General features: G+C 33.3%; 25 protein-coding genes. 11 read left to right on the forward strand and 14 right to left on the reverse strand.

Annotated elements, in window-relative coordinates; translation table 11 throughout:
• The first annotated feature begins 124 nt into the window (after nucleotides 1-124).
• The 8 genes from queC (at nucleotide 125) to HMPREF2580_RS09700 (ending at nucleotide 5,736) form a co-directional block, all read left to right on the forward strand.
• On the forward strand, nucleotides 125-796 hold the full coding sequence (gene queC / locus HMPREF2580_RS09665) for a 7-cyano-7-deazaguanine synthase QueC (RefSeq protein ID WP_070832409.1): 672 nt from the start codon (nucleotides 125-127) through the stop codon (nucleotides 794-796).
• Nucleotide 797: 1 nt separating this feature from the next.
• On the forward strand, nucleotides 798-1,217 hold the full coding sequence (gene queD, locus HMPREF2580_RS09670; RefSeq protein ID WP_070832412.1) for a 6-carboxytetrahydropterin synthase QueD: 420 nt from the start codon (nucleotides 798-800) through the stop codon (nucleotides 1,215-1,217).
• A 3-nt stretch (nucleotides 1,218-1,220) separates the two neighbouring features.
• Nucleotides 1,221-1,934, forward strand: a complete 714-nt coding sequence (queE, locus tag HMPREF2580_RS09675; protein ID WP_002441452.1) for a 7-carboxy-7-deazaguanine synthase QueE — start codon at nucleotides 1,221-1,223, stop codon at nucleotides 1,932-1,934.
• Between the two features lie 96 nt (nucleotides 1,935-2,030).
• The gene (locus HMPREF2580_RS09680; protein WP_070832415.1) at nucleotides 2,031-2,630 is read left to right on the forward strand and encodes a hypothetical protein; all 600 of its coding nucleotides are present in this window, start codon (nucleotides 2,031-2,033) and stop codon (nucleotides 2,628-2,630) included.
• A gap of 419 nt (nucleotides 2,631-3,049) precedes the next feature.
• A complete protein-coding gene (locus HMPREF2580_RS09685; RefSeq protein ID WP_070832418.1) occupies nucleotides 3,050-3,487 on the forward strand; it encodes a DM13 domain-containing protein in 438 nt (145 codons plus the stop codon).
• Between the two features lie 53 nt (nucleotides 3,488-3,540).
• On the forward strand, nucleotides 3,541-4,014 hold the full coding sequence (locus HMPREF2580_RS09690) for a DoxX family membrane protein (protein ID WP_070832421.1): 474 nt from the start codon (nucleotides 3,541-3,543) through the stop codon (nucleotides 4,012-4,014).
• A complete protein-coding gene (gene saeR, locus HMPREF2580_RS09695; RefSeq protein ID WP_002441446.1) occupies nucleotides 3,989-4,678 on the forward strand; it encodes a response regulator transcription factor SaeR in 690 nt (229 codons plus the stop codon). Before HMPREF2580_RS09690 ends, saeR begins: the two co-directional genes overlap by 26 nt.
• Nucleotides 4,679-4,680: 2 nt before the next feature.
• A complete protein-coding gene (locus tag HMPREF2580_RS09700) occupies nucleotides 4,681-5,736 on the forward strand; it encodes a sensor histidine kinase (protein ID WP_070832424.1) in 1,056 nt (351 codons plus the stop codon).
• 69 nt (nucleotides 5,737-5,805) lie between these two features.
• On the opposite strand, the gene HMPREF2580_RS09705 is transcribed toward HMPREF2580_RS09700, so the two are convergent.
• The 10 genes from HMPREF2580_RS09705 to norA all read right to left on the reverse strand — a co-directional run bounded on the left by HMPREF2580_RS09705 (nucleotide 5,806) and on the right by norA (nucleotide 17,697).
• Entirely contained in the window at nucleotides 5,806-6,915 is a 1,110-nt protein-coding gene (locus HMPREF2580_RS09705; RefSeq protein ID WP_070832427.1) for a glycosyltransferase family 2 protein, read from the reverse strand.
• 219 nt (nucleotides 6,916-7,134) lie between these two features.
• Complete coding sequence (locus tag HMPREF2580_RS09710) at nucleotides 7,135-7,974, reverse strand: aldo/keto reductase (protein WP_070832430.1); 840 nt, start codon at nucleotides 7,972-7,974, stop codon at nucleotides 7,135-7,137.
• Between the two features lie 304 nt (nucleotides 7,975-8,278).
• Nucleotides 8,279-9,631, reverse strand: coding sequence for a hemolysin family protein (locus HMPREF2580_RS09715; RefSeq protein WP_070832433.1), 1,353 nt, complete (start codon nucleotides 9,629-9,631; stop codon nucleotides 8,279-8,281).
• Nucleotides 9,632-9,865: 234 nt separating this feature from the next.
• Nucleotides 9,866-11,041, reverse strand: coding sequence for an N-acetylglucosamine-6-phosphate deacetylase (gene nagA / locus HMPREF2580_RS09720; RefSeq protein WP_070832436.1), 1,176 nt, complete (start codon nucleotides 11,039-11,041; stop codon nucleotides 9,866-9,868).
• A gap of 209 nt (nucleotides 11,042-11,250) precedes the next feature.
• Nucleotides 11,251-13,224, reverse strand: coding sequence for a PTS fructose transporter subunit IIABC (locus HMPREF2580_RS09725; RefSeq protein WP_070832439.1), 1,974 nt, complete (start codon nucleotides 13,222-13,224; stop codon nucleotides 11,251-11,253).
• A gap of 5 nt (nucleotides 13,225-13,229) precedes the next feature.
• Entirely contained in the window at nucleotides 13,230-14,150 is a 921-nt protein-coding gene (gene pfkB / locus HMPREF2580_RS09730; protein WP_070832442.1) for a 1-phosphofructokinase, read from the reverse strand.
• A complete protein-coding gene (locus tag HMPREF2580_RS09735; RefSeq protein ID WP_070832445.1) occupies nucleotides 14,147-14,905 on the reverse strand; it encodes a DeoR/GlpR family DNA-binding transcription regulator in 759 nt (252 codons plus the stop codon). Before HMPREF2580_RS09735 ends, pfkB begins: the two co-directional genes overlap by 4 nt.
• Before the next feature lie 215 nt (nucleotides 14,906-15,120).
• The gene (gene ybaK, locus HMPREF2580_RS09740; protein ID WP_070832448.1) at nucleotides 15,121-15,603 is read right to left on the reverse strand and encodes a Cys-tRNA(Pro) deacylase; all 483 of its coding nucleotides are present in this window, start codon (nucleotides 15,601-15,603) and stop codon (nucleotides 15,121-15,123) included.
• A 151-nt stretch (nucleotides 15,604-15,754) separates the two neighbouring features.
• Entirely contained in the window at nucleotides 15,755-16,234 is a 480-nt protein-coding gene (locus HMPREF2580_RS09745) for a hypothetical protein (protein WP_070832451.1), read from the reverse strand.
• Nucleotides 16,235-16,527: 293 nt separating this feature from the next.
• Nucleotides 16,528-17,697, reverse strand: coding sequence for a multidrug efflux MFS transporter NorA (gene norA / locus HMPREF2580_RS09750; protein WP_002441422.1), 1,170 nt, complete (start codon nucleotides 17,695-17,697; stop codon nucleotides 16,528-16,530).
• A gap of 246 nt (nucleotides 17,698-17,943) precedes the next feature.
• Here norA and HMPREF2580_RS09755 point away from each other — a divergent pair, with 246 nt between their 5' ends.
• The 3 genes from HMPREF2580_RS09755 (at nucleotide 17,944) to HMPREF2580_RS09765 (ending at nucleotide 19,400) form a co-directional block, all read left to right on the forward strand.
• Nucleotides 17,944-18,366, forward strand: a complete 423-nt coding sequence (locus tag HMPREF2580_RS09755) for a PPC domain-containing DNA-binding protein (RefSeq protein WP_070832454.1) — start codon at nucleotides 17,944-17,946, stop codon at nucleotides 18,364-18,366.
• A gap of 141 nt (nucleotides 18,367-18,507) precedes the next feature.
• On the forward strand, nucleotides 18,508-19,125 hold the full coding sequence (locus HMPREF2580_RS09760) for a DUF1361 domain-containing protein (RefSeq protein ID WP_070832644.1): 618 nt from the start codon (nucleotides 18,508-18,510) through the stop codon (nucleotides 19,123-19,125).
• Complete coding sequence (locus HMPREF2580_RS09765) at nucleotides 19,122-19,400, forward strand: hypothetical protein (RefSeq protein WP_002441417.1); 279 nt, start codon at nucleotides 19,122-19,124, stop codon at nucleotides 19,398-19,400. Before HMPREF2580_RS09760 ends, HMPREF2580_RS09765 begins: the two co-directional genes overlap by 4 nt.
• Before the next feature lie 76 nt (nucleotides 19,401-19,476).
• On the opposite strand, the gene HMPREF2580_RS09770 is transcribed toward HMPREF2580_RS09765, so the two are convergent.
• From HMPREF2580_RS09770 to HMPREF2580_RS09785, 4 genes are all read right to left on the reverse strand, one after another.
• Nucleotides 19,477-20,850, reverse strand: a complete 1,374-nt coding sequence (locus HMPREF2580_RS09770; RefSeq protein WP_070832457.1) for a cryptochrome/photolyase family protein — start codon at nucleotides 20,848-20,850, stop codon at nucleotides 19,477-19,479.
• A 343-nt stretch (nucleotides 20,851-21,193) separates the two neighbouring features.
• Nucleotides 21,194-22,744, reverse strand: coding sequence for an SLC13 family permease (locus HMPREF2580_RS09775; protein ID WP_070832460.1), 1,551 nt, complete (start codon nucleotides 22,742-22,744; stop codon nucleotides 21,194-21,196).
• 203 nt (nucleotides 22,745-22,947) lie between these two features.
• Nucleotides 22,948-23,889, reverse strand: a complete 942-nt coding sequence (mdh, locus tag HMPREF2580_RS09780; protein WP_070832462.1) for a malate dehydrogenase — start codon at nucleotides 23,887-23,889, stop codon at nucleotides 22,948-22,950.
• 135 nt (nucleotides 23,890-24,024) lie between these two features.
• The gene (locus HMPREF2580_RS09785; RefSeq protein ID WP_002441409.1) at nucleotides 24,025-24,321 is read right to left on the reverse strand and encodes a hypothetical protein; all 297 of its coding nucleotides are present in this window, start codon (nucleotides 24,319-24,321) and stop codon (nucleotides 24,025-24,027) included.
• Nucleotides 24,322-24,327 lie beyond the last annotated feature (6 nt).

Raw genomic sequence — 24,327 nt, forward strand, 5'->3', positions numbered from 1 at the left:
AGTATACATATACTTTTAGTTATAACATTAAAATGATATGTGTCCTTACATCTTCACGTCTATCTTTTTTATAGAGATAGACTTTTTTTATGCACAAAATTAATAACGATAAGGAGCTATACTAATGACTGAAAGTGACTTAAACAAAGATAAAGCAATTGTCGTATTTAGTGGCGGCCAAGATAGTACGACATGTTTGTTTTATGCTAAGAAACATTTTAAAGAAGTTGAACTCGTTACATTTAATTATGGTCAAAGACATGACACCGAAATTGAAGTAGCGAAAAAAATTGCCAACGAGCAAGGTTTAAAACATCACATTTTAGACATGTCATTATTATCTCAACTCACACCCAATGCACTTACACAACATGATTTAGACATTGAAGAAAATGAAGACGGTATCCCAAATACATTTGTCCCAGCACGCAATTTATTATTCTTATCCTTTGCAGGTGCATTAGCCTATCAAATCAACGCAAAACACATCATTACTGGCGTTTGTGAAACTGACTTCTCAGGATATCCAGATTGTAGAGATAGCTTCGTAAAATCTATGAATGTTACGCTTAGCCTATCGATGGATAAAGATTTTGTCATCCATACACCACTGATGTGGTTGGATAAAGCCCAGACTTGGGAATTAAGTGACGAATTAGGTGTATTAGACTATATTCGTTACAATACACTGACATGCTACAACGGTATCATTGGTGATGGTTGTGGCGAGTGTCCTGCTTGTAAATTAAGAGCCCGTGGTTTACATCATTACCTCGAAAGTAAAGGAGCTGAATAGAATGATGCAACAAATTTATCCAAGTGTCACACATCCCTATCAATTTGAATTAAATAAAGATTTCAACTTTTCTGCAGCACATTACATTCCAAGTGAAGATGCTGGTAAATGCATGAGAACGCATGGCCATACGTATTTCGTTAATATAACAATTGCAGGAGATACGTTGGATCATAATGGTTTTTTAGTGAATTTTAGTGATTTGAAAAAGTTAATACATGATCAATTTGACCATTACTTGTTGAATGACTTAACACCTTTTAAAGGAAAAAGTCCTTCTACAGAAATCGTCGCACAAACGATTTATAATATGGTACAAGATTATTTAAGTGACCGTGATAACCAACCTCAATGTGTACAAGTATATTTACGCGAAACTCCTACAAGTTATGTTGTCTACCGACCAAAGGAAGCGAAGTAAATCATGGCTAAAATACCTGTTTTAGAAGTATTCGGCCCTACAATACAAGGAGAAGGTCGTGTGATCGGACGTAAAACCATGTTTGTGCGTACAGCAGGTTGTGATTACCGCTGTAGTTGGTGCGATTCTGCTTTCACTTGGGATGGAAGCGCTAAAGAAGATATACGCCTTCTCTCTGCCGAAGAAATATATGAAGAATTACGCGAAGTTGGTGGAGATAATTTTAACCATGTCACGATTTCAGGTGGAAATCCTGCCTTGATTAAAGGTATTCAAGATTTAGTCGACTTATTCGAGGAAAAGAATATTTATACAGCTCTAGAAACGCAAGGCAGTAAATTCCAACCGTGGATGACACAAATTAATGATTTAACGATCAGTCCTAAACCACCAAGTTCCACAATGAAACCTAATTTAGATATTTTAGATTCAGTAATAGAACAATGTGTACACCATACCCTCAATCTCAAAGTTGTCATATTTAATGAAGAAGATTATGAATTTGCGAAAATGATTCACCATCGTTACCCATCTATTCCATTTTATCTTCAAGTGGGTAATCCTTATTTAGAGGATGACGTCGAGCATCATACTTACAAACTACTAGAGAGATATGAAAAATTAGTTGACCGTGTCATGGAAAGTAGTGATATGAATCATGTATATGTACTTCCACAATTACATACATTATTGTGGAGTAATAAAAAAGGCGTTTAAAATAATTAAGTTAAGACTTATTGAGTGTTTTGTAATGATTAAGTTTATGTTAATTGATATAATGTTGAAATGAAGAATTGTGGATAGGAGTTCAACATGATTATATATATATTAGTTAATATAGCCGTCGTCTTGCTTATTGTTGGCTTTGACCTTTATCGGCATCAATTCAATCAACTTAAGTTTAGCTCCATATTATTAGCGATATCGCTTAACAGTATTATTGATATTTATGTGATAGATAAGTTTAATTTCATTACTTTATCTACTGTATTGTTATTTTTAATATGGACATTTTTACAAATATATTTAAATAAAAAATTATATCCATTTCAGATTACAGAACAAAAATTTATAGCTACAATCTTTGCTATTGTTATAAGCCTTTCCCAATTTATCACTGATATTTCTAGTGAACAATCTGTATACATGTCTATACCATATTTAGCACCAGCAATATTTATCTTCGGTGCAGTGTTAGTATTTATCGGGACCTTTAAGATGTCTGAAATTGAACACATCTCTTTGTTAACCAAAGTTAAAAGACCTATTACTACCGGAACCCTTGTCATCATCTTATCTTTTATAATAATGATGATTTTAACTCCGTTTTGGTATGTATACGTGATTGTTTACTTCCTATTCATAGCATTTATTTTATGGCAAGGCATTTTCTTCGTAAAAAGAAAACAATAGCACCCATATTTATTCTAAATAAATTACTCAGATTGGGTTATCAATCCCAAAATACTTAGCTCTAAGATCATTTCTAATTTGGTGGGCAATCCAAAAGTTAGTTTAAAATTTAACTTTATGGTGCTCACTACCTGATAGAAATTGTCTTAGAGCTTATTTTATATCATTGTTCGTTTTAATCTCTTTAAAGACACAAATTTCCTAATAAACTGTTGCTTGATATTTAAGCAGATATATTTTTTCTTCTTTTAATCCCCTCTATCTACCATCACACTATTTATACATTCATTATCAAAAGTATAAATAAAAAGAATTTTGATTTAATTCTTTTTTAAATGTAGTTAAGAAATAGTTAATGGTTTAAAAATGTTATCCCGCTTAAACTAATCTTAAATACATATAGAAAAGAGGAATACATCATGAATACAAAATATTTATTTGCAGTCGGCGCAATTGTCACATCACTTACATTAGGTGCGTGTGGAAATTCTAATTCTGATCAAGAACATTCTCAACACAAAGATAAGCAACAAGAAGAAAGTAAAGTTAAAACTGATAAAACGAAAAAACTATCCGGTACGTTTAAATCCAAAAATGGTGAAAAAGTAGAAGGCACGGCTAAAATTGAAAATGGTAAATTAATGTTAGAAAATTATAAGTCATCTAAAGGTCCAGATTTATATGTCTTCTTAACTAAAGACGGTGATATCAAATCAGGTAAGAAAATCTCAACTGTAGATTACAATAAATCAAAACAAACTTTTAATTTAAAAAATGTCGATTTAAATAAATACAATGAAGTTACAATTTATTGCGAAAAGGCACATGTTATTTTCGGTGGAGCGAAATTGAAATAACTTAAATTAGCTTATTCATACGTTTGCAACTAGAGAAAGAGAGAGGATTAACTATGAAGAAATTAAGTTTATTAATCATTATTATCATTCGTATTATTTCAGGTATTGTGATTTTCAGACAAGGCTTGGAAAAATTTACGGGAGATTTTACTTTAAATGGATTAGTGCCTGTCATTCGTGATAATACCGATTCACCTCAATGGTATAAATGGTTCTTTGAAAATATCGTCTCACATTCAACAGGTTTATTTAATTTTATCATTCCGTTAGGAGAAATGGCCATCGGTTTAGGACTCATCTTAGGCGTCTTCGCATATGCTGCAAGTTTCTTTGGCGCCTTTGTTATGATAAATTATATCTTAGCAGATATGATTTTTACGTACCCTCTACAATTAGCTTTCTTTATTATTTTATTGATGAGTCACTCATTACTAAATAAAGTTTCACTTAAAGAAGTTATCACTCATTTGAGAGAACGTAACAACCGAGGTGAAGACAAGCATGACACACTTACTGATCGTGGATGATGAGCAAGACATTGTAGATATATGCCAAACATACTTTGAATATGAGGGCTATCAAGTCACTACGACAACGAATGGAAAAGAAGCAATCCAATTATTATCATCAGACATCGATGTCATGATTTTAGATATCATGATGCCTGAAGTTTCTGGTTACGATATTGTTAAAGAAATGAAAGCAAAGCAACTTGATATTCCTTTTATTTACTTAACGGCTAAAACACAGGAACACGACACAATCTATGCACTTACACTAGGCGCAGATGATTATGTTAAGAAACCGTTTAGTCCTAGAGAACTCGTATTACGAACAAATAACCTACTCACGCGAATTAGTAAATATCAATCTTCTAATAGAATAGAACAACTCGAATTTAATGGATTAATATTAAATAATTCAAGTAAAACATTAACTATAGATAATCAAGAAATTCCTATGCGTATAAAAGAATTTGAATTACTATGGTATCTGGCTTCGCGAGAAAATGATGTCATATCTAAATCCGAACTTTTAGAAAAGGTTTGGGGATATGACTATTATGAAGACGCCAATACTGTCAACGTTCATATCCATAGAATACGTGAAAAATTAGAGAAACATCATTTCATCACATATACAATCACAACGGTATGGGGGTTAGGATATAAATTTGAAAGGAGCCGATAAGCATGTTCTCTATTCGTAGCCAAATTACCATCGGCGTCATTTCAAGTGTACTCTTAACTACCATTATACTTGTCATTGCATACAAACTGATGTGGTTCAACGGTCATATGACCTTAACATTAACCATTACGACAATGATAACAAGTTGTTTAACACTTTCAATTTGTAGTATTTTTATTACGCCATTAATCCAGAAAATTAAACAATTCAACATCAAGACAAAACAATTCGTTAACGACGAGCATTTAATTGACGATGATACATTTCAATCTCCAAGAGAAATTAAAGAACTTAATGATTCATTTAACAAGATGGCAGATGCAATCACTAAACAAATGGACATGATTAAAAACGAGCAACAGGAAAAAACGGAAATTATTCAAAATCTTGCCCATGATTTAAAAACGCCACTCGCAGGGATTCTCTCATATACAGAAGGATTACGCGACGGGGTCATTAGTGAGAAACAAGAAGTTCACGCTGCTTATGACGTACTCATTAAACAAGCAAATCGTCTTTCTACATTATTCGATGACATGACGCACGTGATTTCACTTAACACTGGTCGTTCTTATCCTTTGGAATTAATTCAACTCGACCAATTACTAGTCACTATTCTTCAAACTTATGAACAACGAATTAAGCAAGAGAATCGAACACTAGAGGTCAATTTCAGTAACAATATTGATGCATTCTACCAATATCGACCTCCATTAGAACGTATTTTGACTAATTTATTAGAGAACGCTTTAAAGTTTTCTAATTACGGTAGTCGCATCGATATTATTATTTCTGAAAATGAAGAAAACGATTGTATCAACATCGCAATTAAAGATGAAGGTATTGGAATTGTACCTGAACTTCAATCTCGTATTTTTGAGCGGACTTTTAGAGTAGAAGACTCAAGAAATACTAAAACAGGTGGTTCAGGATTAGGATTGTACATTGCTAATGAACTTGCTCAACAAATTGATGGATCAATCATTGTTGAAAGTGAACTTAATGTGGGAACTACAATGACACTCAAGTTAAAGAAATTTGATATTTCATCACATTAAAATAGCGATAAGATGATTTCTATTTGAAACCGTCTTATCGCTATTAATATTTTTGTCCTTTTCATTATTTTAATGGACATGTTCTTTATATTGTTCTTCTTCATTATTAGCTTGATGACTTGATTGTTTAAGTGCACTATCTTTATGATAATCACTAAATTGATAGTAATCATCTTTAGCTTTAAAATGAGATGTTTGAGCGTCAGAACGTTCTTCTTTAGTTTTATTTTCATTATCAGATGGTTTAAGGTTTGTCGCCTGAACAATATATTTCGGTCTGCGTTTAACTTCATAATAAATACGACCGATATATTCACCTATCACACCAATAGATATCAGTTGTATTCCTCCCAGTAAGAGTATTGCAGCAATTGTAGTGAAATATCCTGGAATATTGATACCTGAGATTATAATATTAATTAATAGATAGATAATGTATAAGATACTAATTGAAAATGTAAACATACCTAAGTAAATCATCATACGTAAAGGTTTATTATTGAATGATATTAATCCATCAATACCATAATTTAAAAGCTTTCTAAACGTCCACTTTGACTCACCTGCTTCACGCGTCACATTCTCATAGGTAAAGACTTTAGTATTATATCCTATCCATTCGAACAATCCTTTTGAAAATCGATTATATTCATCAAGTGATGTCAGTGCTTGAACTGCTCGTTGACTGAGTAATCTAAAGTCACCCACGCCATCTTCGAATTGAACGTCCTCCACGAAAGCGTTGATTATTTTATAATATAATCGAGACATGGATTTACGTGCGAAGTTCTCACCTTCACGATCTCTTTTAGCAATAACTTGATCATATCCTTCTATAAACCCTTCAATCATGTGAGGAATATATTCTGGAGGATGTTGTAAATCACCATCAATCATTACGACTGCATCATGATTGATACTATTTTGATAACCAGCTATCATCGCGGCTTCTTTACCGAAATTTCTACTAAATGAAAGGAATTTGACATGAGAATCATAAGCAGCAAGATTTTGTAAATGATCGATTGTATTATCCTTGCTACCATCGTCAATAAACAGTAAATCGTATTCATAATTTTTGACTAAACTATCTTCTGTCATAATTTCAGTCAACTTGTCATATGTCTTTAATACGACTTCGCCTTCGTTATAACACGGAACGATGACTCTGATTTTCATTTAATTACATCCTTTTCTATAAAGTTATTTAATAATATTTTATCAATTTCTTAATAGTATATTCTAGCCAAAACTATTCATTTACATAATCTTAACTTTAGCTCAATATTTGTAATTGTTCATTATTATTAAATAATAGACGTTTTCACTTCAAAAAATAATGTAATTAATAAAAGTTTTTAACCTTAACCTCATTACTAAAAAGACTTACCTATCCAACTACTTTAAATCGCCAATACTTACGTCATCAGGATCTTTACCCTGACGTGCATTTTTGTTTAAACTATCAATCTCCGCTACCTCTGTAAGTTCTAAATTAAAGTCTAAAATATCAAAGTTTTCTCGAATACGTTCTGGCGTCTTAGACTTTGGAATAATGATACGATCATGTGCCAAATGCCAACGTAATACAACTTGGGCAGGTGTTTTACCATGACGTTGTGCAATATCTACAATGGTTGGATGATCTAAGAGACCTCTATTTCTCATTAAAGGCATCCACGCAGTGACTTTAATATCATGTTCATCACAGAATTCTTGCACCTCTTTTTGGTTAAAATAAGGATGCAATTCAATCTGATTAACTTGAGGTACAACATCCGTTGCGTCCATTAACTTTTTCAAATGATGTTCCTTAAAGTTACATACACCAATCGCTTTAACTTTACCTTCTTCATATAACTTTTCCATCGCTTTATAAGATTCAATAAATAAGCCATCCTTTTCACAAGGCCAGTGAATTAAGAATAAATCAATGTAATCTAAACCCAAGTTCTCTAGTGAGCGATTAAAGTATTCAATGGTACTGTCATAACCTTGATAATCATTCCATAACTTTGAAGTGATAAATAATTCGTCGCGATTCATCTCAGAATTGTTTAAAGCTTTACCTAAAGCCACTTCATTTCCATAGAAATATGCTGTGTCGAATGCACGATAACCAGCGTCTAATGCAGTTTTTACTACATTGTCCATTTCTTCATCAGTGATCTTGTATACACCTAATCCGATCGAGGGCATTGGGTACCCATTATTTAAGACTTGCGTATCATTAACCATTCTATGTATCTCTCCTTTATTTATACATCTTCATTTAAATACTTACCGATGCAGATTCATCTTGAAAATGAAAACCTTTCTCTAAATAAGTATGATTCATCCTTAACTATAGTTCTGTACGTCTCAATAAGCATAACCTATGGCCTATTTACCACACAAATAAAGTGTTTATTTGCACATTTTCATCACTTAAATATTGAAAAAGCTCTAAGACGATTTCTATATAAGAACTCACCTTAGAGCCAAGCTGACTAAAAGCTAATAATTATTTAAGTTTAATTCTCAACCTATTAAGGCTTTACTTTTATGATTCAGAATGATCATCATCAGATTCTTCATCCATCGTTGGTCTTGATTGGTTAAATTCATATTTTAAATTAATCCATATAATTTGATGATTATCGACTTCAGTAATAATCCAACGATCAAATTCTGTATCTACGTAATCATCTTTTTGTAAGTTGGTATTACGTGATTGAAGCCAACCGCCAATCGTATCAATATCTTCGGAATCTTCAAATTCAATACCAAATTGTTCGTTCAAGTCGTCTAGTAGTACACGACCGTTAATTTGATAGGTAGAATCATCAAGTTTAACGATATCATTGACCTCATCATCATCAAACTCATCTCGAATTTCACCAACAATCTCTTCTAAGATATCTTCCATTGTTAAGATACCTGCCGTACCACCATATTCGTCAATGATTAGACTCATATGGACATGTTCTCTTTGCATACGAATAAGCGCATCACTTATACGTGTTGTTTCAGAAATCATTGGTAATTCATGAATGTAATTTGCAATTTTGATAGGCTTTCCTGAAGCATATTCTGTTAAAAATTCCTTAACATTAATAAATCCTTTGACATGGTCTTTATCCCCATCCTCTGTAATTGGATAGCGGGTAAATTGATGTTCTTTAATTGTTTCAAGTAATTCATCCACGTTAAATGGTTCATTAAGGGTGATCATTTGAGTACGTGGCACCATGATATCTTTGGCATGACGTTCATCAAATGAAAAGATATTCTGCATATATGCAAGCTCTGTCTGATTGATTTCTCCGCCGTTATAACTATTATTTATAATAATTTTAATTTCTTCTTCTGACATCGCATCGGTTTGCGCATCAGGATCAAAACCAAACATTCTAACAATTACACGTGCTGAACCATTCATTAACCAAATTAACGGTTTCATAATATTACCAAAGTAATAAAGTGGTCTTGAATAAAGTAATGCGAGTTGTTCAGTGTGTTGAATCGCAAATGATTTAGGTGCTAATTCACCTAATACCACGTGTAAATAAGTCACTACAATAAATGAGATAACAAACGAAATTGTCGTTGTTAACGCATCAGGTAAATGTAATAAATCGAATAGAGGATGCAATAACTTTTCAAATGTAGGCTCCCCTAACCAACCTAAACCTAATGAAGTCACCGTAATACCTAACTGGCATGCCGATAAATAATAGTCTAGATTAGCGATCATTTTTTTTACTATTTTAGCGCTTCTATTTCCTTCTTCAACTAATTGTTCAATTCGTGTCGTTCTCACTTTAACAAGTGCGAATTCTGATCCAACGAATACCGTTGTTAATGCAATCAAAAGAAAAAATGTGATTAAACTAATTATGGTCGAAGTTTCCAATTAATTCCCTATTTCTAGGGATTCACCTCCATATTATATGTGCCACCCATGGGTAACACGTATTGAAATCATCTTTTATACTCAAGCGACGACTACATGTTAAGACCTTCCCATTGTGACACCCCCGAAAAAAATGTAATTTCTTCTATTTTATCATATTTCGTTTCTAGAATGTTAAATATAAACCTAATGCTACATTATAATGGAAACAATTACCCCATTCAATAAAACACTTTATTTATCAAAATGATGGCACTCACCATTTTTAATTGTATTGATGACATTGCAATCATCATCTAATATCACAATATCTGCATCTTTACCCACTTTTATACTTCCTTTAACATCATCGATACCTAAAGCAATTGCCTGATTTAAACTTGTTACTCTCCATAAGTTCTCTAGTTTATCATCAGTATATGTCATTAAATTTTGAAGGCCTTCGTTCATTTTCAAGATACTACCAGCTAGTGCGCCACTAGCAAGACGTGCTTCTTTACCTTTAACGATGACATTTTGACCACCTAAATCATACTCTCCTTCAGGCATTCCTTTAGCTCTCATCGCATCTGTAATTAGATAACAATGTTCATTGCCTTTAAGTTTATATGCGAGCGCTATAGACGCAGGATGTGAGTGCACACCGTCTACAATCATTTCAGTATTTAAACCTTTGTTTAACCAAGCAGCACCAAACACGCCTGGTTCACGATGTGCAAATCCTGTTGCTGCATTATATAAATGTGTGATATGTTTCGCGCCGTGTTTAACAGCTTCATTTGCCTCATCAAATGTTGCTACAGTATGACCTATTGAAAAAATAATATCATCTTTCATAGCATTCAACGTTTCTTTAGCATTGTCTACCTCAGGTGCAAATGTGATAATTTTGATTAAACCATTAGCCACATTTTGAAAGGCATGAATTTGTTCAACTGAAGGTCTTTGTACATATTTTGGATGTTGTGCGCCTACTTTATGTTCAGAAATAAATGGACCTTCGAGATGAATTCCTACGATTTCAGCAGCAGAATGTTCATCTTGTTTCGTTTGATATGCGACAATATTTTTTAGTGCACGATTAATATTGTCAGTCGACTGTGTCATCGTCGTTGCCAAGAAAGACGTTGTCCCTTCTGATAATAAAGATTCTGCCAAATGTTGTAATCCTTCATAAGACGCATCCATTGCATCCTCTCCATATCCGCCATGAATATGGATATCTATAAATCCAGGCATAATATGTCGACCCTCCGCATCAATACGTTGAATTGATTCTTGAGAGGCCACTCCTTGAAAATGCCCTTCACCTACGTCTGCGATTTTTCCGTCTTTAATATGAACGAATCCTTTGTCGATCACTTGATTTTCTGTGTATACTTTTCCGTTCGTAATTACATATTCTGACATGATTGAAACCTTCTTTTCTTTGTATTATCTAATGATTCTTCAGCTATTTTATTATAGCTTTCTTTACGCGCTATATCATTTATTTCTATTTGAATCTACTCAACTTTTTCTGAAGATTAACATTGTTATCGAGTTTCATAAAGTTCCATTTAATATAAAAAAGCTCCTGCCAACTACATTAATTTTGGCAAGAGCTTGTCGTAATTCTATTATTCATCCATTGCTTCAGAAGCTTGAATTTCATTTTCAGTTACTTTAGGTTTTAAGAAACCATATAATAATGCTGAAATCAATGTACCTACAACTAATGCAAGCAATGTTTGTAGAAAATGACTAAAGTCTGTCGCAAGTATAACAATGATACCGCCATGTGGCGCATTAATTCTTGAACCTAAACTTAGGGCGAGTGCACCAGCAACACCTGAACCAACCATCATTGATGGAATTACACGTAATGGGTCGGCTGCTGCAAATGGGATAGCACCTTCAGTAATGAATGATAATCCCATCACATAGTTTGGAACAATTGAACCTTTTTGTTCTTTCGTAAATTTCTTTCTAAAGATTAACATAGCTGTCGCAATCGCTAATGGTGGAATCATACCACCAATCATAGCTGCTGTTATTGGTGCAGCATTTCCTTCAGTTAATGCCGCTGTTGCGAAGACATATGCTGCTTTGTTAAATGGTCCCCCCATATCGATAGCCATCATTGCACCAATCACTAAACCTAGTAACATGATATTTGAGCCAGATAAGCTATTTAAACCATGAAGTAATAAATGATTGAGCCATGATGCGGGTGGATTGAATATATATACCATTAGTAAACCAGTGATTGTTACTGAAAGTACTGGATAGATTAATGTTGGTTTTAAACCTTCAACTGCTTGAGGTAATTTACGCGTAATATATTTAATTCCTTGTGTTAAGTAACCTGCTAGGAAACCAGCAATAATACCACCAATAAATCCTGATCCGCCAGAAATAGCTAGCATACCACCAACTAAACCTGCAGCAAAACCTGGTTTATCTGAAATACTACGAGAGATGAAACCTGCTAATACTGGGATAATCAATGCGAAGGCACTATTTTTACCAATATTCCATAATTGTTCAGCAAACGCATTATGTTCTGAACTTTTAGGATCGAAAGAGTTTGCTCCGAATAAGAACACAATTGCCATTAAAATACCACCAGCGATAACAAGTGGTAACATATTTGAAACACCATTCATTAAGTGTTTGTAAAATGCTTTACCAGGGCTCAGTTTTTCTTCGTTTTCATCTTTATTGTCTCTAGCACTATCGCCACGAGCAACAAATGGTTTACGGTTTGTGTCTAATGCTGTGTTAATTAATTCTTCTGGACGTTTAATTCCGTCCGCAACTGGAACTTCTACCACATTTTTTCCATTGAAACGATCTGTCTCAACATGAACATCAGCTGCTACGATAATTCCTGTAGCACGTTCAATGTCTTGCTCTGTTAAGTGATTTTTAACACCACTTGAACCGTTAGTTTCTACTTTTATTTTGACACCCATTTTTTCGGCTTGTTTTTTCAAAGCATCGCGTGCCATATACGTATGTGCAATACCTGTTGGACAAGCCGTTACAGCTAATACATATGGCTCATCGCTTTGACCTGACTCTGTACTTCCAGCAGTAGCTCCTCCTGCATTTGATTCATTCTCTTGCGCCTCTGCTTCTTCCTCTTTTGTTGCTTCATCATCCGCTTCATCAATAATTTGCAATACTTTTTCAGGTGATTCAGCATGTATTAATCTTTCGCGAACATTTTCATCCATTAAAATGCCTGAAAGTTTAGCTAGTGCATCTAAATGTGTTTGAGCGCCACCTTCTGGTGCAGCAATCATAAAGAATAAGTGTGCGGGTTGCATATCTAAACTTTGGTAATCCACGCCTTCTTTAGACTTCCCAAAGGCAATTGCTGGTGATTTAACCGCTGCTACCTTGGCATGAGGAATAGCAATCCCTTCCCCAATACCTGTTGTACTTTGTGATTCACGATTGTGAATTGCTTCTTTGAATGACGCTACATCACTTAGTTTTCCTGCTTTATCTAATTGATTTACAAGCTCATCGATGACACCATTTTTATCTGAGGCAGATAAATCCATTGCGATTGTGTCTTTTGTTAATAGTTCTGTGATTCTCATTTATTTCACTCCCCATCAAGTACAGAAATTGTAACTTGAGATTTAATTTTTTCTATAGCATCCCTCGTTGCTAAATCTTCATCAAATGCAGTAGCTGTTCCTGAAGCGACTGCTTGTTTGAAAGCGTCTTGGATAGATAAACCTGAGGCTAAGCCAGCAACCATCCCTGCAACTGTACTATCGCCAGAACCAACAGTATTGACTACTTGCCCTTGAGGGTTCACGGCTTTAATACTTTGCTTTTTATCTACATAAATTGCACCATCGCCACCTAACGAGATAATGACGGATTGAGCACCCATTTTAAGAATTTCCTTACCATATTTAACAACGTCTTCATCACTCGTTACCGTTGTATTAAACATCACTTCGAGTTCATCTTTATTTGGTTTAATGAAAAATGGTTGATAAGGTAATACTGTTTCGACTAAATCCTTTTCCGCATCTACAACAAGTTTAGCGCCAGTATCTTTAGTAATTTCAGCTATTTGAGCATATGCATCACTTGGAATACTATTGGGTACGCTACCCGCTACAATGACTGTATCGTCACTTGTTGTATTTCTAATCTTTGTTAGAAGCGCTTGAAATTGTTCATCAGTGACTTTAGGTCCTGGTGCATTGATTTCGGTCTCTTGACCTGATTTAAGTTTCACATTAATACGCGTATCTTCATCTACTTGAATAAAATCTGTTTGGATTTGACTATCTTCTAATGTTTTAGAAATAAATTCTCCTGGAAATCCTCCAGCAAAACCTAATGCAGTAGAATCAACATCTAAAGTTTTAAGTACTCTTGAGACATTGATACCCTTACCTCCTGCAAATTTATATGTTGCGGTTGCTCTATTTAATCCTTTTAAATTAAACCCATCCGTAAACATGATGTAATCGATGGAAGGATTAAATGTTACTGTATAAATCATGACTTACCTCCTACAAAGTGATATTCACTTAGATATTCCTCTGTCACTTTATTTTTAAATGCCTTATGAGATGTAATGATTTTAATCCCTTCTGACTTAGGTACTCTTGCAAAGTACACTTGGTTAAATTTCGTTTGATCTACTAATATGTACTTATCATTTGAAAGTTTCATTGCCGTTTCTTTAATTAACGCTTCTTGTTCATCCGGAGTGGTAAATCCGTATTTCAAATCAATACCATTCATTCCGATAAATGCGCGATCAAAACAATATCTTCTTAACGTTTCCAATGCATTTGCACCAACTGTTGCCATGGTCGTTTCTTTCACTTGTCCGCCTATCATTAGTGTTTTTATCCCATATTTCAAAAGTTGCTCAACATGCGTCATACCATTTGTTACAACGATGATATCTTTGGCATCTAAATATTGAATCATTTCAAAAGTTGAAGACCCTGCATCTAAAAAGATACATTCATTATCTTGTATCTCTTGCGCAGCACGTTTACCTATTTCTTGCTTTTCACGTAAATTCTGAGTCAATTTTTCAGATAAGCCAGGTTCTACTACTCGATTTTGATTGAGCGTTGCACCACCATGAACACGTTGTAATTTCCCAATCTTTTGTAGTTTAGATAAATCTCTTCTAATCGTTGAGGCACTACAATCCGTGCGATCAATTAATTCTTGGAGTGTTAAAAAGTCTTTTTTAGCTAATTCTTGTAATATCAAATCATGACGTTTTTCTGAAATCATCTTGTCACCCCATCTCAATCATTATTATAATGAGTACGCTTACATTTTTCAATCATAAATTTCCAAAAACAATCAAAAACATTCATTTTGTGAAAAAATAAAAAACACCCTTTTTATGAGGTGTTTTTATTTCTGACTGTAATATCAAGGTTTAAACCATTTAAATGGTTGTGATTCATACTTTCAAAATCAATCACAATATTATATTTTACAAGTTAATCGTGTGTAATATGTGCAACTTGTGCTTCTGTCATTTTAATTAAATCTTCGACTTTAATGATAATCTGCATACCACGTTGACCACCACTCACATAAATTTTATCCAAATTTTGAGCAGAACGATCAATAGTGGTCTTGAATAAATGTTTCATCCCAATTGGCGAACATCCGCCTCTTACGTATCCAGTAACTTGTTTTAATTGATCTAGTGGCATTAAATTAAGCTTTTTCTCGTTAACTACGTGCGCGGCCTGTTTCATATCTAATGATGCATTGTCTGGAATAACAAAGACAAAGTGTTCATGATTCGCATTTTCTAATACAAGCGTTTTATAAACTTCTTCAACATTTGCCCCTACCATTTTGGCAATTTGCTCACCGTGTTGATGTTTCTCGGTTACTTCATAAGTGTTAGTTTCGTAATCAATTTTTGCACGATCTAGCATACGCATCGCATTGGTCTTTTTCGTTTTAGCCATCTTTTTCACCTTCAATATTATAACTTCATTCGATAACTATTTTATCATGTAATGGAAGAATCATTTAACCAATCATACAGTCATTACAACTATGCATTGGACATTCACATAATAAAAATCACTCTTCCTGTTGAATTTGAAAGAGTGATTGTTAATGTGTGTACAATTTTTTAGTATTCACGTGACCATTTTTATCGACAGTAATATCTGTTTCATGTTTACCATGCATATCTGTAAAAGCATATTCTGAAGTTGGTGATTGACTGTGCATATGGTCAATTTCGTAATTCGTGTTCAAATGATTGTTTGCATAATTCAAAGCAATAACATTACACTCTTGTGGTGTGAAATCATAAGAAGTTTGACCGTTATCAACTTTTTTATTGTAGTTTTTATTATTGATTTGCTTACTATTGTCGTTTTCGCCTTTTTCTGATGCTTTTGCAGTATAGTTTGAATGTAAATTAAATGTATCTTCGATGTAAGAAACTTTATTTGCTTTTGAAAATGTACATATCGTTTGGTGTACTTTTGCTAAAGCATTTTGATTTGTAGCTAGGAAGATTAATCCTACTAAACAAATAGATAGTATAACTGCTACAATACTTAATAATAAATTTTTCAAATTCATCTCCTTACCCACATTTCTCTTGAGATTTTCATCTATCTTAACATAATAATTTTCATAAAAAGATATGTAGGTTGCAATTTAAATAGATTGTAATATTTGTAACATGAATTTTACTGAAGTTGTTATTTTTGTTACATAAAAGACGCATTAAGCATGCTTAATCAAATTTAATTTTTCGGTTTTTGACTATAAAATATGTAGAAATCATTATAAATGTTCCTCAATCGCAAACGTATTAAAAAATCCCAAAGAAAACTTAAATCTTGTTTCTTTGAGATTAAAATACTTCATTATTATGATTGCTGTGTTTTCTTACGCTTTGATCTTAGGCCCTTTTCAATAAAGATAATTACAATTCCACATAAAGACACTGCAATGGCCATGTAAATCGGAAATTCTAAGTTAATATCGAATAATGCACCTGCTACAAGCGGCCCGACGAAATTCCCCATACTCGTGAATGTCGAGTTAAGTCCACCTGCAAAACCTTGTCGATCTCCTGCTATATTAGAGAAATAATTGGTTAGTGCAGGACGTATCATATCGAATCCAATAAACACAATAAAACTGATAACCATAATCGTCCAGTAACCATTAGCAACAACGAGCATAACAAGAACAATTGCTGAATATAATAATGACCAGGCAATGAAGTTAAGCTCTGATAAATACTTCATAAATTTATCAAAGAAGAATACTTGGAATAATGCGCCAAATATTCCACCGCCTGTAATCGCAATAGAAATGTCTTGAGGCGTATAGTTAGCTTTATCTGATGTATATAAAGAGAACAATGTTTCAAATGCTGATAAACCAAAGGCTAATACTAACGTTAAAATGACAGGCGTGATAAAGACTTTCCAATTGATTTTAGTGAGTAATTCAGGTTGATATTGATGGAAACCATCTGTCGTTTCTTTTTTAGGATTATGAATTAAAACAAGAGACATGATAAACGCGATGGCACCTAAAGTTCCGGCAAAATAGAACGGAAGTCTATGAGAAAATTCAGCTAAGAAACCGCCAAATCCAGGACCTAAAATAAATCCTGAATTAATAATTGCAGACATATAGCCAAAATTCTTCGCTTTATCTGCACCTGGAGAGATGTCAGCAATCATTCCTGTGACACCAGGCATTACCATTCCTGCACTAAATCCCCCTAGTACACGAGAGATGATTAATATTGTAAATGTTTGTCCTGCAGCAAACATAAATTCAGATATTGAGAATAAAACGAGTCCAATACAAATAATGAGTTTCTTTCCTAATTTATCTGCCAATGTTCCGCCGAATGGTGAAATAATCATTTGAGACAAAGCAAATGCAGCAACTAGTAAACCTAAATCACTACCTTTTAATCCTAAATCTTTTAAATAAACGGGTAACACTGGAATCACAAGACCTATTCCTAAAAATATAAGGAAAATATTGAAGTAGAGTGTAAATAATTGTTTTTTCATAAAGTGACCTCCTCTCTATATAAATTTTCTGAAGATATTTCATATTAAATCTTAGTTTTAGCTAATTCTTTATATTTTTAAATAGTTAAATAAACGTAGTTTCATTACTTAAGTAACTAAAAGTTTCTACATTGTATACTATTTCAATATCATATTACAATAGCTCATCATTAAAATTTAAGCATTTCACCTTTTTTCACTGTATACTTTTACTTATAAAAGTTATCAAACAAAGGGGGTTATGTTATGAAATATCAAACTGAAGGCAACACAATTGTACTTGTATTAGAAAAAGGGGAAGACATTATAGACTCAGTCACAAAAATCGCACAACAATATAATGGTAAATTCGGTTCAGTAAGTGGCATTGGTGCATGTGATGCTGTAACTTTAAATTTCTATAACTTAAATACACAAGAATATGAAGCGAAAGACATTAAAGAACCATTAGAATTAATAAGCTTACTAGGCAATATCTCACACATTGATGATAAACCATTTGCACATTTACACGCTACATTTGGAACTCAACAATATGAAACCCTCAGCGGTCATCTGACTAAAGCAATTGTTTCTGCTACTGCTGAAATTATCATTACAATGACTTCACTCGATATCAATCGCATCCATAACAAAGAGATAGGTTTAAATTTATTAGACCCTTCATAACTATTTTCTTAACCTTTCATTTAATAATGATAGACTGTAAATCATTCGATACTCATATTATTTGATATGCCTTAGGTTAAAAGTTATCATTAAAATCCGACTATCAAATTTTTTAAAACTTTAGGAAAGTAGTGCATGACAGTGCAACCACGTTATATTGCAAGGATATACTTTATTATTTTATTTACCATCTCGTTAGCAGAAACGAGAGTCTTCAACTTTATGACGCTTAATTTATTTTTAGCATATATTCCTTTTGAATTATGTTTACTTTTAAAGCTCTTTAAACCTAAAAAAGCATTCGAGTGGCCGTTATTTATTATTTTCGGACTTGTATTCTTACTATTAGTACCTAATACCTTTTATATGATTACTGATTTAATACATTTAAACCAATTTCAATTTAACTTTCTAGTGGGATTGAATCTTACTGAATGGATATTCTTCACATATCTTATGCTAGGTGTCTTTTTAGCAATGTATGTCATGATTCTCATATTTATGGAGATAGAACATTTTACATCTCATGTATGGTTGAACCGCACACTAATTGTTGTACTTATGTTCTTAAATGGATTAGGTATTTATATAGGCCGATTTTTAAGACTTCATACGGTTTATTTAATTAATGAACCACTAAAAATCGTGACAGAAGTACTCTCAGTATTTAGTTTAAAAACTTTCATGTTTGTACTTTTAATGGTCTTGATGCAAGCTGTACTGGCCTTAATTGTTAAAGGGGTGAGATTACAAAAATGATTTTCAATATTACGCTTTTAATCATTATTCTCATCGTTCTACAGCTTATCGTCGGGCATTTTTGGCATGATATAGGTTTTAGTTATACTCAAAGCATCTTATTAATGTGCTTGCCTTTAGGTATCGGTTTATTTCTTATGCAAGTCTTTTATTACGAAAGACGTTATCCGAACTGGGAAGTGCCACTTAACATTAAATTAAGACTTAAATATATGTATATTCTTACTTTATTGGAGTACGTAGCAGTATATATTTGTCTTTTCATATTAAAATAATTTAAAAGCATAGCAATCAAAATATAAATTATGCCCTTCCATTATCGATCACTATAATGGAGGGGCATAATTTTCTTTATTCTAACGCCTTAAATTCTGACATCACGTGTGTTCTGCTTTCACTGTGATTGACGATTTGTTTTGGATAATCCTTACCTAGTTCTATCCCTTGTTCTTTGATTTGTCGTTCGTATTTATGTGTATCATGTAAATATTTTGCATCGATATCATTCAATGTTTGTACGAACTTTTTAATATATAAAGCATCCTTATCAAAGCGTTCACTTTGTCTCACTGGATTAAACATTCTAAAATAAGGCACCGCATCTGTGCCAGTTGAAGCCGACCATTGCCAACCGTGCACATTTGAAGCAGAATCATAATCAATGAGTTTTTGTCTAAAGTACTCCTCACCCCATGTCCAATCGATAAATAAATCTTTAGTGAGAAATTGAGAAACGACCATTCTCATACGATTATGCATATAACCTGTCGTATTAAGTTCTCCCATAGCCGCATCAATAATAGGAAATCCTGTTTTCCCTTCTTTCCATAAATTGAAATTTTCTTTATTATATGACCACTGCAAATCACGATATTTGTCTTTAAATGATTGATGCGCTGTTTCAGGGTAATACGTCATTAATACATAATAAAATTCTCTAAAAATTAACTCACGAATAAAAGATTCGTAATTCTGTTCATCCTTGTCATAATTCTCAAGCAAATCGTTGAATATTTGAATAATATCCAAAACGCCGTAAGCTAAATAAATACTTAACTGACTTGTGAGCACTTCAGGCAAATATTCTCGATTAGTATTATAGTTTTCAATATCTTTATCTAAAAAGTCAGACCATCGATACTGAGCATCTGCCTCACTTATACCGTATTGACTATAGTCACCTTTTACCTTTTGTTGTGATTTGACACCCATTTTTGCGATATCTTTAATATTATAGTTAAATACTGATCTTTTCATTAAATAAGGACGCCATTTTTTATAAAAACTTGTGAATACTTTATATGGTTCTCCTTTATTATTGCGTGTTTTACTCGGTTTAAAATAATGATTCGCTCTAACCGTAACCACAGATATGCCTTCATTTTTAAAGGACGCACTTTGATGTAAAATATCATACTTTTCTTCATGGTAACTCATAATATCTCCTGCCAAGACAACCTCGGATATCCCTTTATCTTTGAAAAAATGAGTGAGTTCATCATAATCTACAAGAAACGGTTGAATATCGTAGTCATGCAAAGTATCCACAAACTTTTGCAATGTACCATAATAATAATTTGCCTTCATTTCCGCTTCTTTATCAAATTTTTCTTGAGGAATGATGAAATAGCATTGATCTATATCTTCCTTATTTTGAGAGATGTACTCAAACAATGGGTTATTTTCAAGTCTAAACACTCTATTTAAAATGACACCTACTGTCATCGTTGCTACCACCTAACATTAAGATCTTTTTATCTTTATACCCTAAAATGAAGTCTCCAATACTACACAATTTTCCTATGAAATAGACAACAAATAGGAGCGGAAATACACTTTAACAAAATTAATTTCGTTGTCCTGCCCCCAACGCGCATGTCTACAGAATTTCTAAAAAAAGAACTTTACTATGTTGGAATCCTTACGACAAAGATGGCTAGTAATGATAGGACCTTTATTTAAGCGCATTTTCAATTCAGGCCTCTACTGCCAATATGTTAAAGGAGGCTGAGATCATCAATGATGTCACAACCTCCTATTCAAAACATAAGATAGTATGCAAATCTTTCTAAACTAGTCCTAACCATTTCCAATAGGTTAAACTAAATATAATGACTAGAATGTAACCGACTATGGTTAATGGAATACCAGCTTTTAAGAAATCTTTTACAGTAAATGTACCTGTTCCGTATGCGAGCATATTTTGAGGCGCACTTACAGGTAATAAGAATCCGAAACTAATTACAAATTGTTGAATTAATACAAATCCTATCGCATGATCTCCTAAATGCAATGTTGATGTTAATGAAATAAATACTGGAATAAGTGCGGAAGATAAACTTGTGGCACTTGCGAATCCCAAATGAATTAATATATTAAATAGCGTAATTAACGCAATCGTTGCAATAATAGGGAGACCTTTCAGCCCCATTAAACCGAAAGTTTGGTCACTTAACCATTGGGCTGCTCCTGTTTTTAATAGTACATTACCAAGTGAAATTCCAACACCAAAGACGATAATTGTTCCCCAAGGGATTTTCTTTTCTACACCTTTCCAAGTAATTACACCGACTTTTGGCATTAACATAACGCCTAGCGCAATTAATGTGATCGAGGCAGAATCAATTGGATGAAGTACTTTTTCAGTAGACCAAAAGAGTAACAACAAAATTGAGATGACTATCAAACGCCACTCTCTTGCTCTAACGGGACCTAAGTCTTTCAATTCTTTTTTAATTAATTCCTTCCCACCTTCTATAGCATCTCTTTCAGGTGGCATCACTTTAATCATGATGAAGTATAAAGCAATTGACATTAATATTGACCATGGCGCTGCGTATAAGAACCACTCTCCCCATGATACATCATGGCCTAAATTCTGATTAATGAAATTGATAGCTACAATATTTTGAGCGGCAGCTGTTTTAATACCGATATTCCAAATTGAAACAGCTTGAACTGAGGTAATAATGAGCAAGGATGCTAACTTACTCTCTTTACTCATATTAAACGCTGCAATCATACCAAGTAGTATAGGTACAACTGCGCCAGCACGTGCCGTTGCTGAGGGTACAAAGAAAGCTAAAACGATAGATACTAAAATAGCTCCGATAACTATATTTCTCGTTTTATTTCCAACTATAGAGAGTACGAGTAGTGCTAATCGCTTATGTAAATTGGTCTCTTGCATTGCTGTTGCAAGGAATAATGCAGCTGCGACTAATGCCACTGCAGAAGTTGAAAAACCACTAAATGCATGTGAAAGAGCGTTATTAGTACCTAGCAACTCACTACCTTTTAATATTGCATCGCCACTTTTAGGGTTGCCTAGCTTTTCACTTAAATTCTGAACTGGACTTAAACCTAATAATAAAATAATCAATCCAAGAATAAGTACAGCTGAAACAGGATAAGAAACTGCTTCAGTCACCCACATAATAACTGCAAATGCTAAGATAGCGAGTGCTGCTTTCGCCATAATAGGTAATCCTGCAGGCGTTGGTAATAATAAAATGCCTATTAATAAAGCAAAACTGATGATAATCCATAATGGCTTGTATGCCTTTTTACTTTGTGAATGTTGACTTTGCGTTTGAGCTTCATGATTCCCTTTAGTCATCACTATCATCTCCTTGACCTAAATTTACACTTAAATTATATCAAGAAAGCGCTTTAAAATGGCGATTTCGTAAGAAAGTACATATAATCATCAAATATTTTCACAATTAAAATATTTGAATACTTAAATAATATGAATGAATTTAAAAACCTACTCTATAGTTTTTGACAACTATAAAGTAGGTTATATCAGTAAATTATTATTTAATTATTTTTCAAAGCATTTTTAACATTTTCAACTGATTGAGCGGAGTGTTGCAATTGTTCTTGCTCTTTATCATTCAGATTTACTTCAACGATTTTCTCAATACCATGATTACCAAGAATTGTTGGCACACCTAAACAAATATCTGAGAATCCATATTCACCATCTAAATAAGCAATACTAGGTAGTAAACGTTTTTGATCTTTTAAAATAGCTTCTATCATTTCATATATTGCAGTCGCAGGTGCGTAATATGCTGAACCTTTTCCTAATAATTCAACGATTTCAGCGCCACCTTTTCTCGTACGTTCAACAATACGTTCTAAGATTTCCTTAGAAATAAGATCTTTTACTGGTACACCATTTACTTGAGTTGATTCAACAAGTGGAACCATCGTGTCTCCATGTCCACCAAGCACAAGTCCATTAATATCTTTCACAGATACTTGCAATTCTTCTGCTATAAAACTTTGATAGCGTGCGGTATCGAGAACACCTGATTGGCCTATCACACGTTCTTTAGGAAAACCTGAAGCTTTCAGCGCGGTATACGTCATCGCATCAACTGGATTTGTTAATACTATAATCGTCGCTTGCGGGGCATATTTAGCAATGTTACGGGAAGTTTGATGCACAATTTCTTCATTTGTTTGTACTAAATCATCTCTTGTCATTCCTGGCTTTCTAGGAATTCCAGCTGTCATCACAACAATATCTGAATCTTGGATATCTTCAATTTGAACAGACCCTTGAACCTGAGTATCAAATCCAAATATAGGGCCACTTTCTAAAATATCTAACGCTTTACCTTTAACGAACCCTTCTGATTGAGGACGGTCAATCATTACTATATCTGCTAATTCTTTTTGAGCTAAAATAAAAGCCAACGTTGATCCAGTGTTACCTGCGCCGATAATTGAAATCTTTCTTCTTGTACTCATTAACAATAGCCTCCTAAATAAAATTTATCTATCTAAAAATTAAAAAGCCTTGCTATTTCAATATAATTATAACATTGAAATAACAAAGCTTTTCAAATATCCTTATTCAGCTATAAATTCGATGCGACCAACTGACTAGCCAAATATATCGTGTCTTAGACCGAACACATATAATAATGTGAAGAAAGCTGCACCACTTAAGATCGTTAAAATAAGTGTTAAGATAAGCGTGCGCTTAAAATGTCTAATAAATGCTATAAAGAGCATACCTAAATTATATGCAAAAAATATACCAAATAACGCCATTGTAACTTTAATATCTGGATAAAATATATTAAATAATAGTACGACGATGGCAAATCCTAAATATGGAAAAGTAATCAAATTTCGTTCGAATTTGATTTGCTTTTCGCGTTTATCTTCATTGTTCATCTTTTG

Source organism: Staphylococcus sp. HMSC036D05, assembly GCF_001836225.1.
Lineage (GTDB): Bacteria > Bacillota > Bacilli > Staphylococcales > Staphylococcaceae > Staphylococcus > Staphylococcus caprae.

Bases quoted from the DNA above. Each gene is read 5' to 3' on its own strand.
- queC (WP_070832409.1), top strand. From the start codon at position 125: ATGACTGAAAGTGACTTAAACAAAGATAAAGCAATTGTCGTATTTAGT.
- queD (WP_070832412.1), top strand. From the start codon at position 798: ATGATGCAACAAATTTATCCAAGTGTCACACATCCCTATCAATTTGAA.
- queE (WP_002441452.1), top strand. From the start codon at position 1,221: ATGGCTAAAATACCTGTTTTAGAAGTATTCGGCCCTACAATACAAGGA.
- HMPREF2580_RS09680 (WP_070832415.1), top strand. From the start codon at position 2,031: ATGATTATATATATATTAGTTAATATAGCCGTCGTCTTGCTTATTGTT.
- HMPREF2580_RS09685 (WP_070832418.1), top strand. From the start codon at position 3,050: ATGAATACAAAATATTTATTTGCAGTCGGCGCAATTGTCACATCACTT.
- HMPREF2580_RS09690 (WP_070832421.1), top strand. From the start codon at position 3,541: ATGAAGAAATTAAGTTTATTAATCATTATTATCATTCGTATTATTTCA.
- saeR (WP_002441446.1), top strand. From the start codon at position 3,989: ATGACACACTTACTGATCGTGGATGATGAGCAAGACATTGTAGATATA.
- HMPREF2580_RS09700 (WP_070832424.1), top strand. From the start codon at position 4,681: ATGTTCTCTATTCGTAGCCAAATTACCATCGGCGTCATTTCAAGTGTA.
- HMPREF2580_RS09705 (WP_070832427.1), bottom strand. From the start codon at position 6,915: ATGAAAATCAGAGTCATCGTTCCGTGTTATAACGAAGGCGAAGTCGTA.
- HMPREF2580_RS09710 (WP_070832430.1), bottom strand. From the start codon at position 7,974: ATGGTTAATGATACGCAAGTCTTAAATAATGGGTACCCAATGCCCTCG.
- nagA (WP_070832436.1), bottom strand. From the start codon at position 11,041: ATGTCAGAATATGTAATTACGAACGGAAAAGTATACACAGAAAATCAA.
- HMPREF2580_RS09725 (WP_070832439.1), bottom strand. From the start codon at position 13,224: ATGAGAATCACAGAACTATTAACAAAAGACACAATCGCAATGGATTTA.
- pfkB (WP_070832442.1), bottom strand. From the start codon at position 14,150: ATGATTTATACAGTAACATTTAATCCTTCCATCGATTACATCATGTTT.
- HMPREF2580_RS09735 (WP_070832445.1), bottom strand. From the start codon at position 14,905: ATGATTTCAGAAAAACGTCATGATTTGATATTACAAGAATTAGCTAAA.
- ybaK (WP_070832448.1), bottom strand. From the start codon at position 15,603: ATGGCTAAAACGAAAAAGACCAATGCGATGCGTATGCTAGATCGTGCA.
- HMPREF2580_RS09745 (WP_070832451.1), bottom strand. From the start codon at position 16,234: ATGAATTTGAAAAATTTATTATTAAGTATTGTAGCAGTTATACTATCT.
- norA (WP_002441422.1), bottom strand. From the start codon at position 17,697: ATGAAAAAACAATTATTTACACTCTACTTCAATATTTTCCTTATATTT.
- HMPREF2580_RS09755 (WP_070832454.1), top strand. From the start codon at position 17,944: ATGAAATATCAAACTGAAGGCAACACAATTGTACTTGTATTAGAAAAA.
- HMPREF2580_RS09765 (WP_002441417.1), top strand. From the start codon at position 19,122: ATGATTTTCAATATTACGCTTTTAATCATTATTCTCATCGTTCTACAG.
- HMPREF2580_RS09770 (WP_070832457.1), bottom strand. From the start codon at position 20,850: ATGACAGTAGGTGTCATTTTAAATAGAGTGTTTAGACTTGAAAATAAC.
- HMPREF2580_RS09775 (WP_070832460.1), bottom strand. From the start codon at position 22,744: ATGACTAAAGGGAATCATGAAGCTCAAACGCAAAGTCAACATTCACAA.
- mdh (WP_070832462.1), bottom strand. From the start codon at position 23,889: ATGAGTACAAGAAGAAAGATTTCAATTATCGGCGCAGGTAACACTGGA.
- HMPREF2580_RS09785 (WP_002441409.1), bottom strand. From the start codon at position 24,321: ATGAACAATGAAGATAAACGCGAAAAGCAAATCAAATTCGAACGAAAT.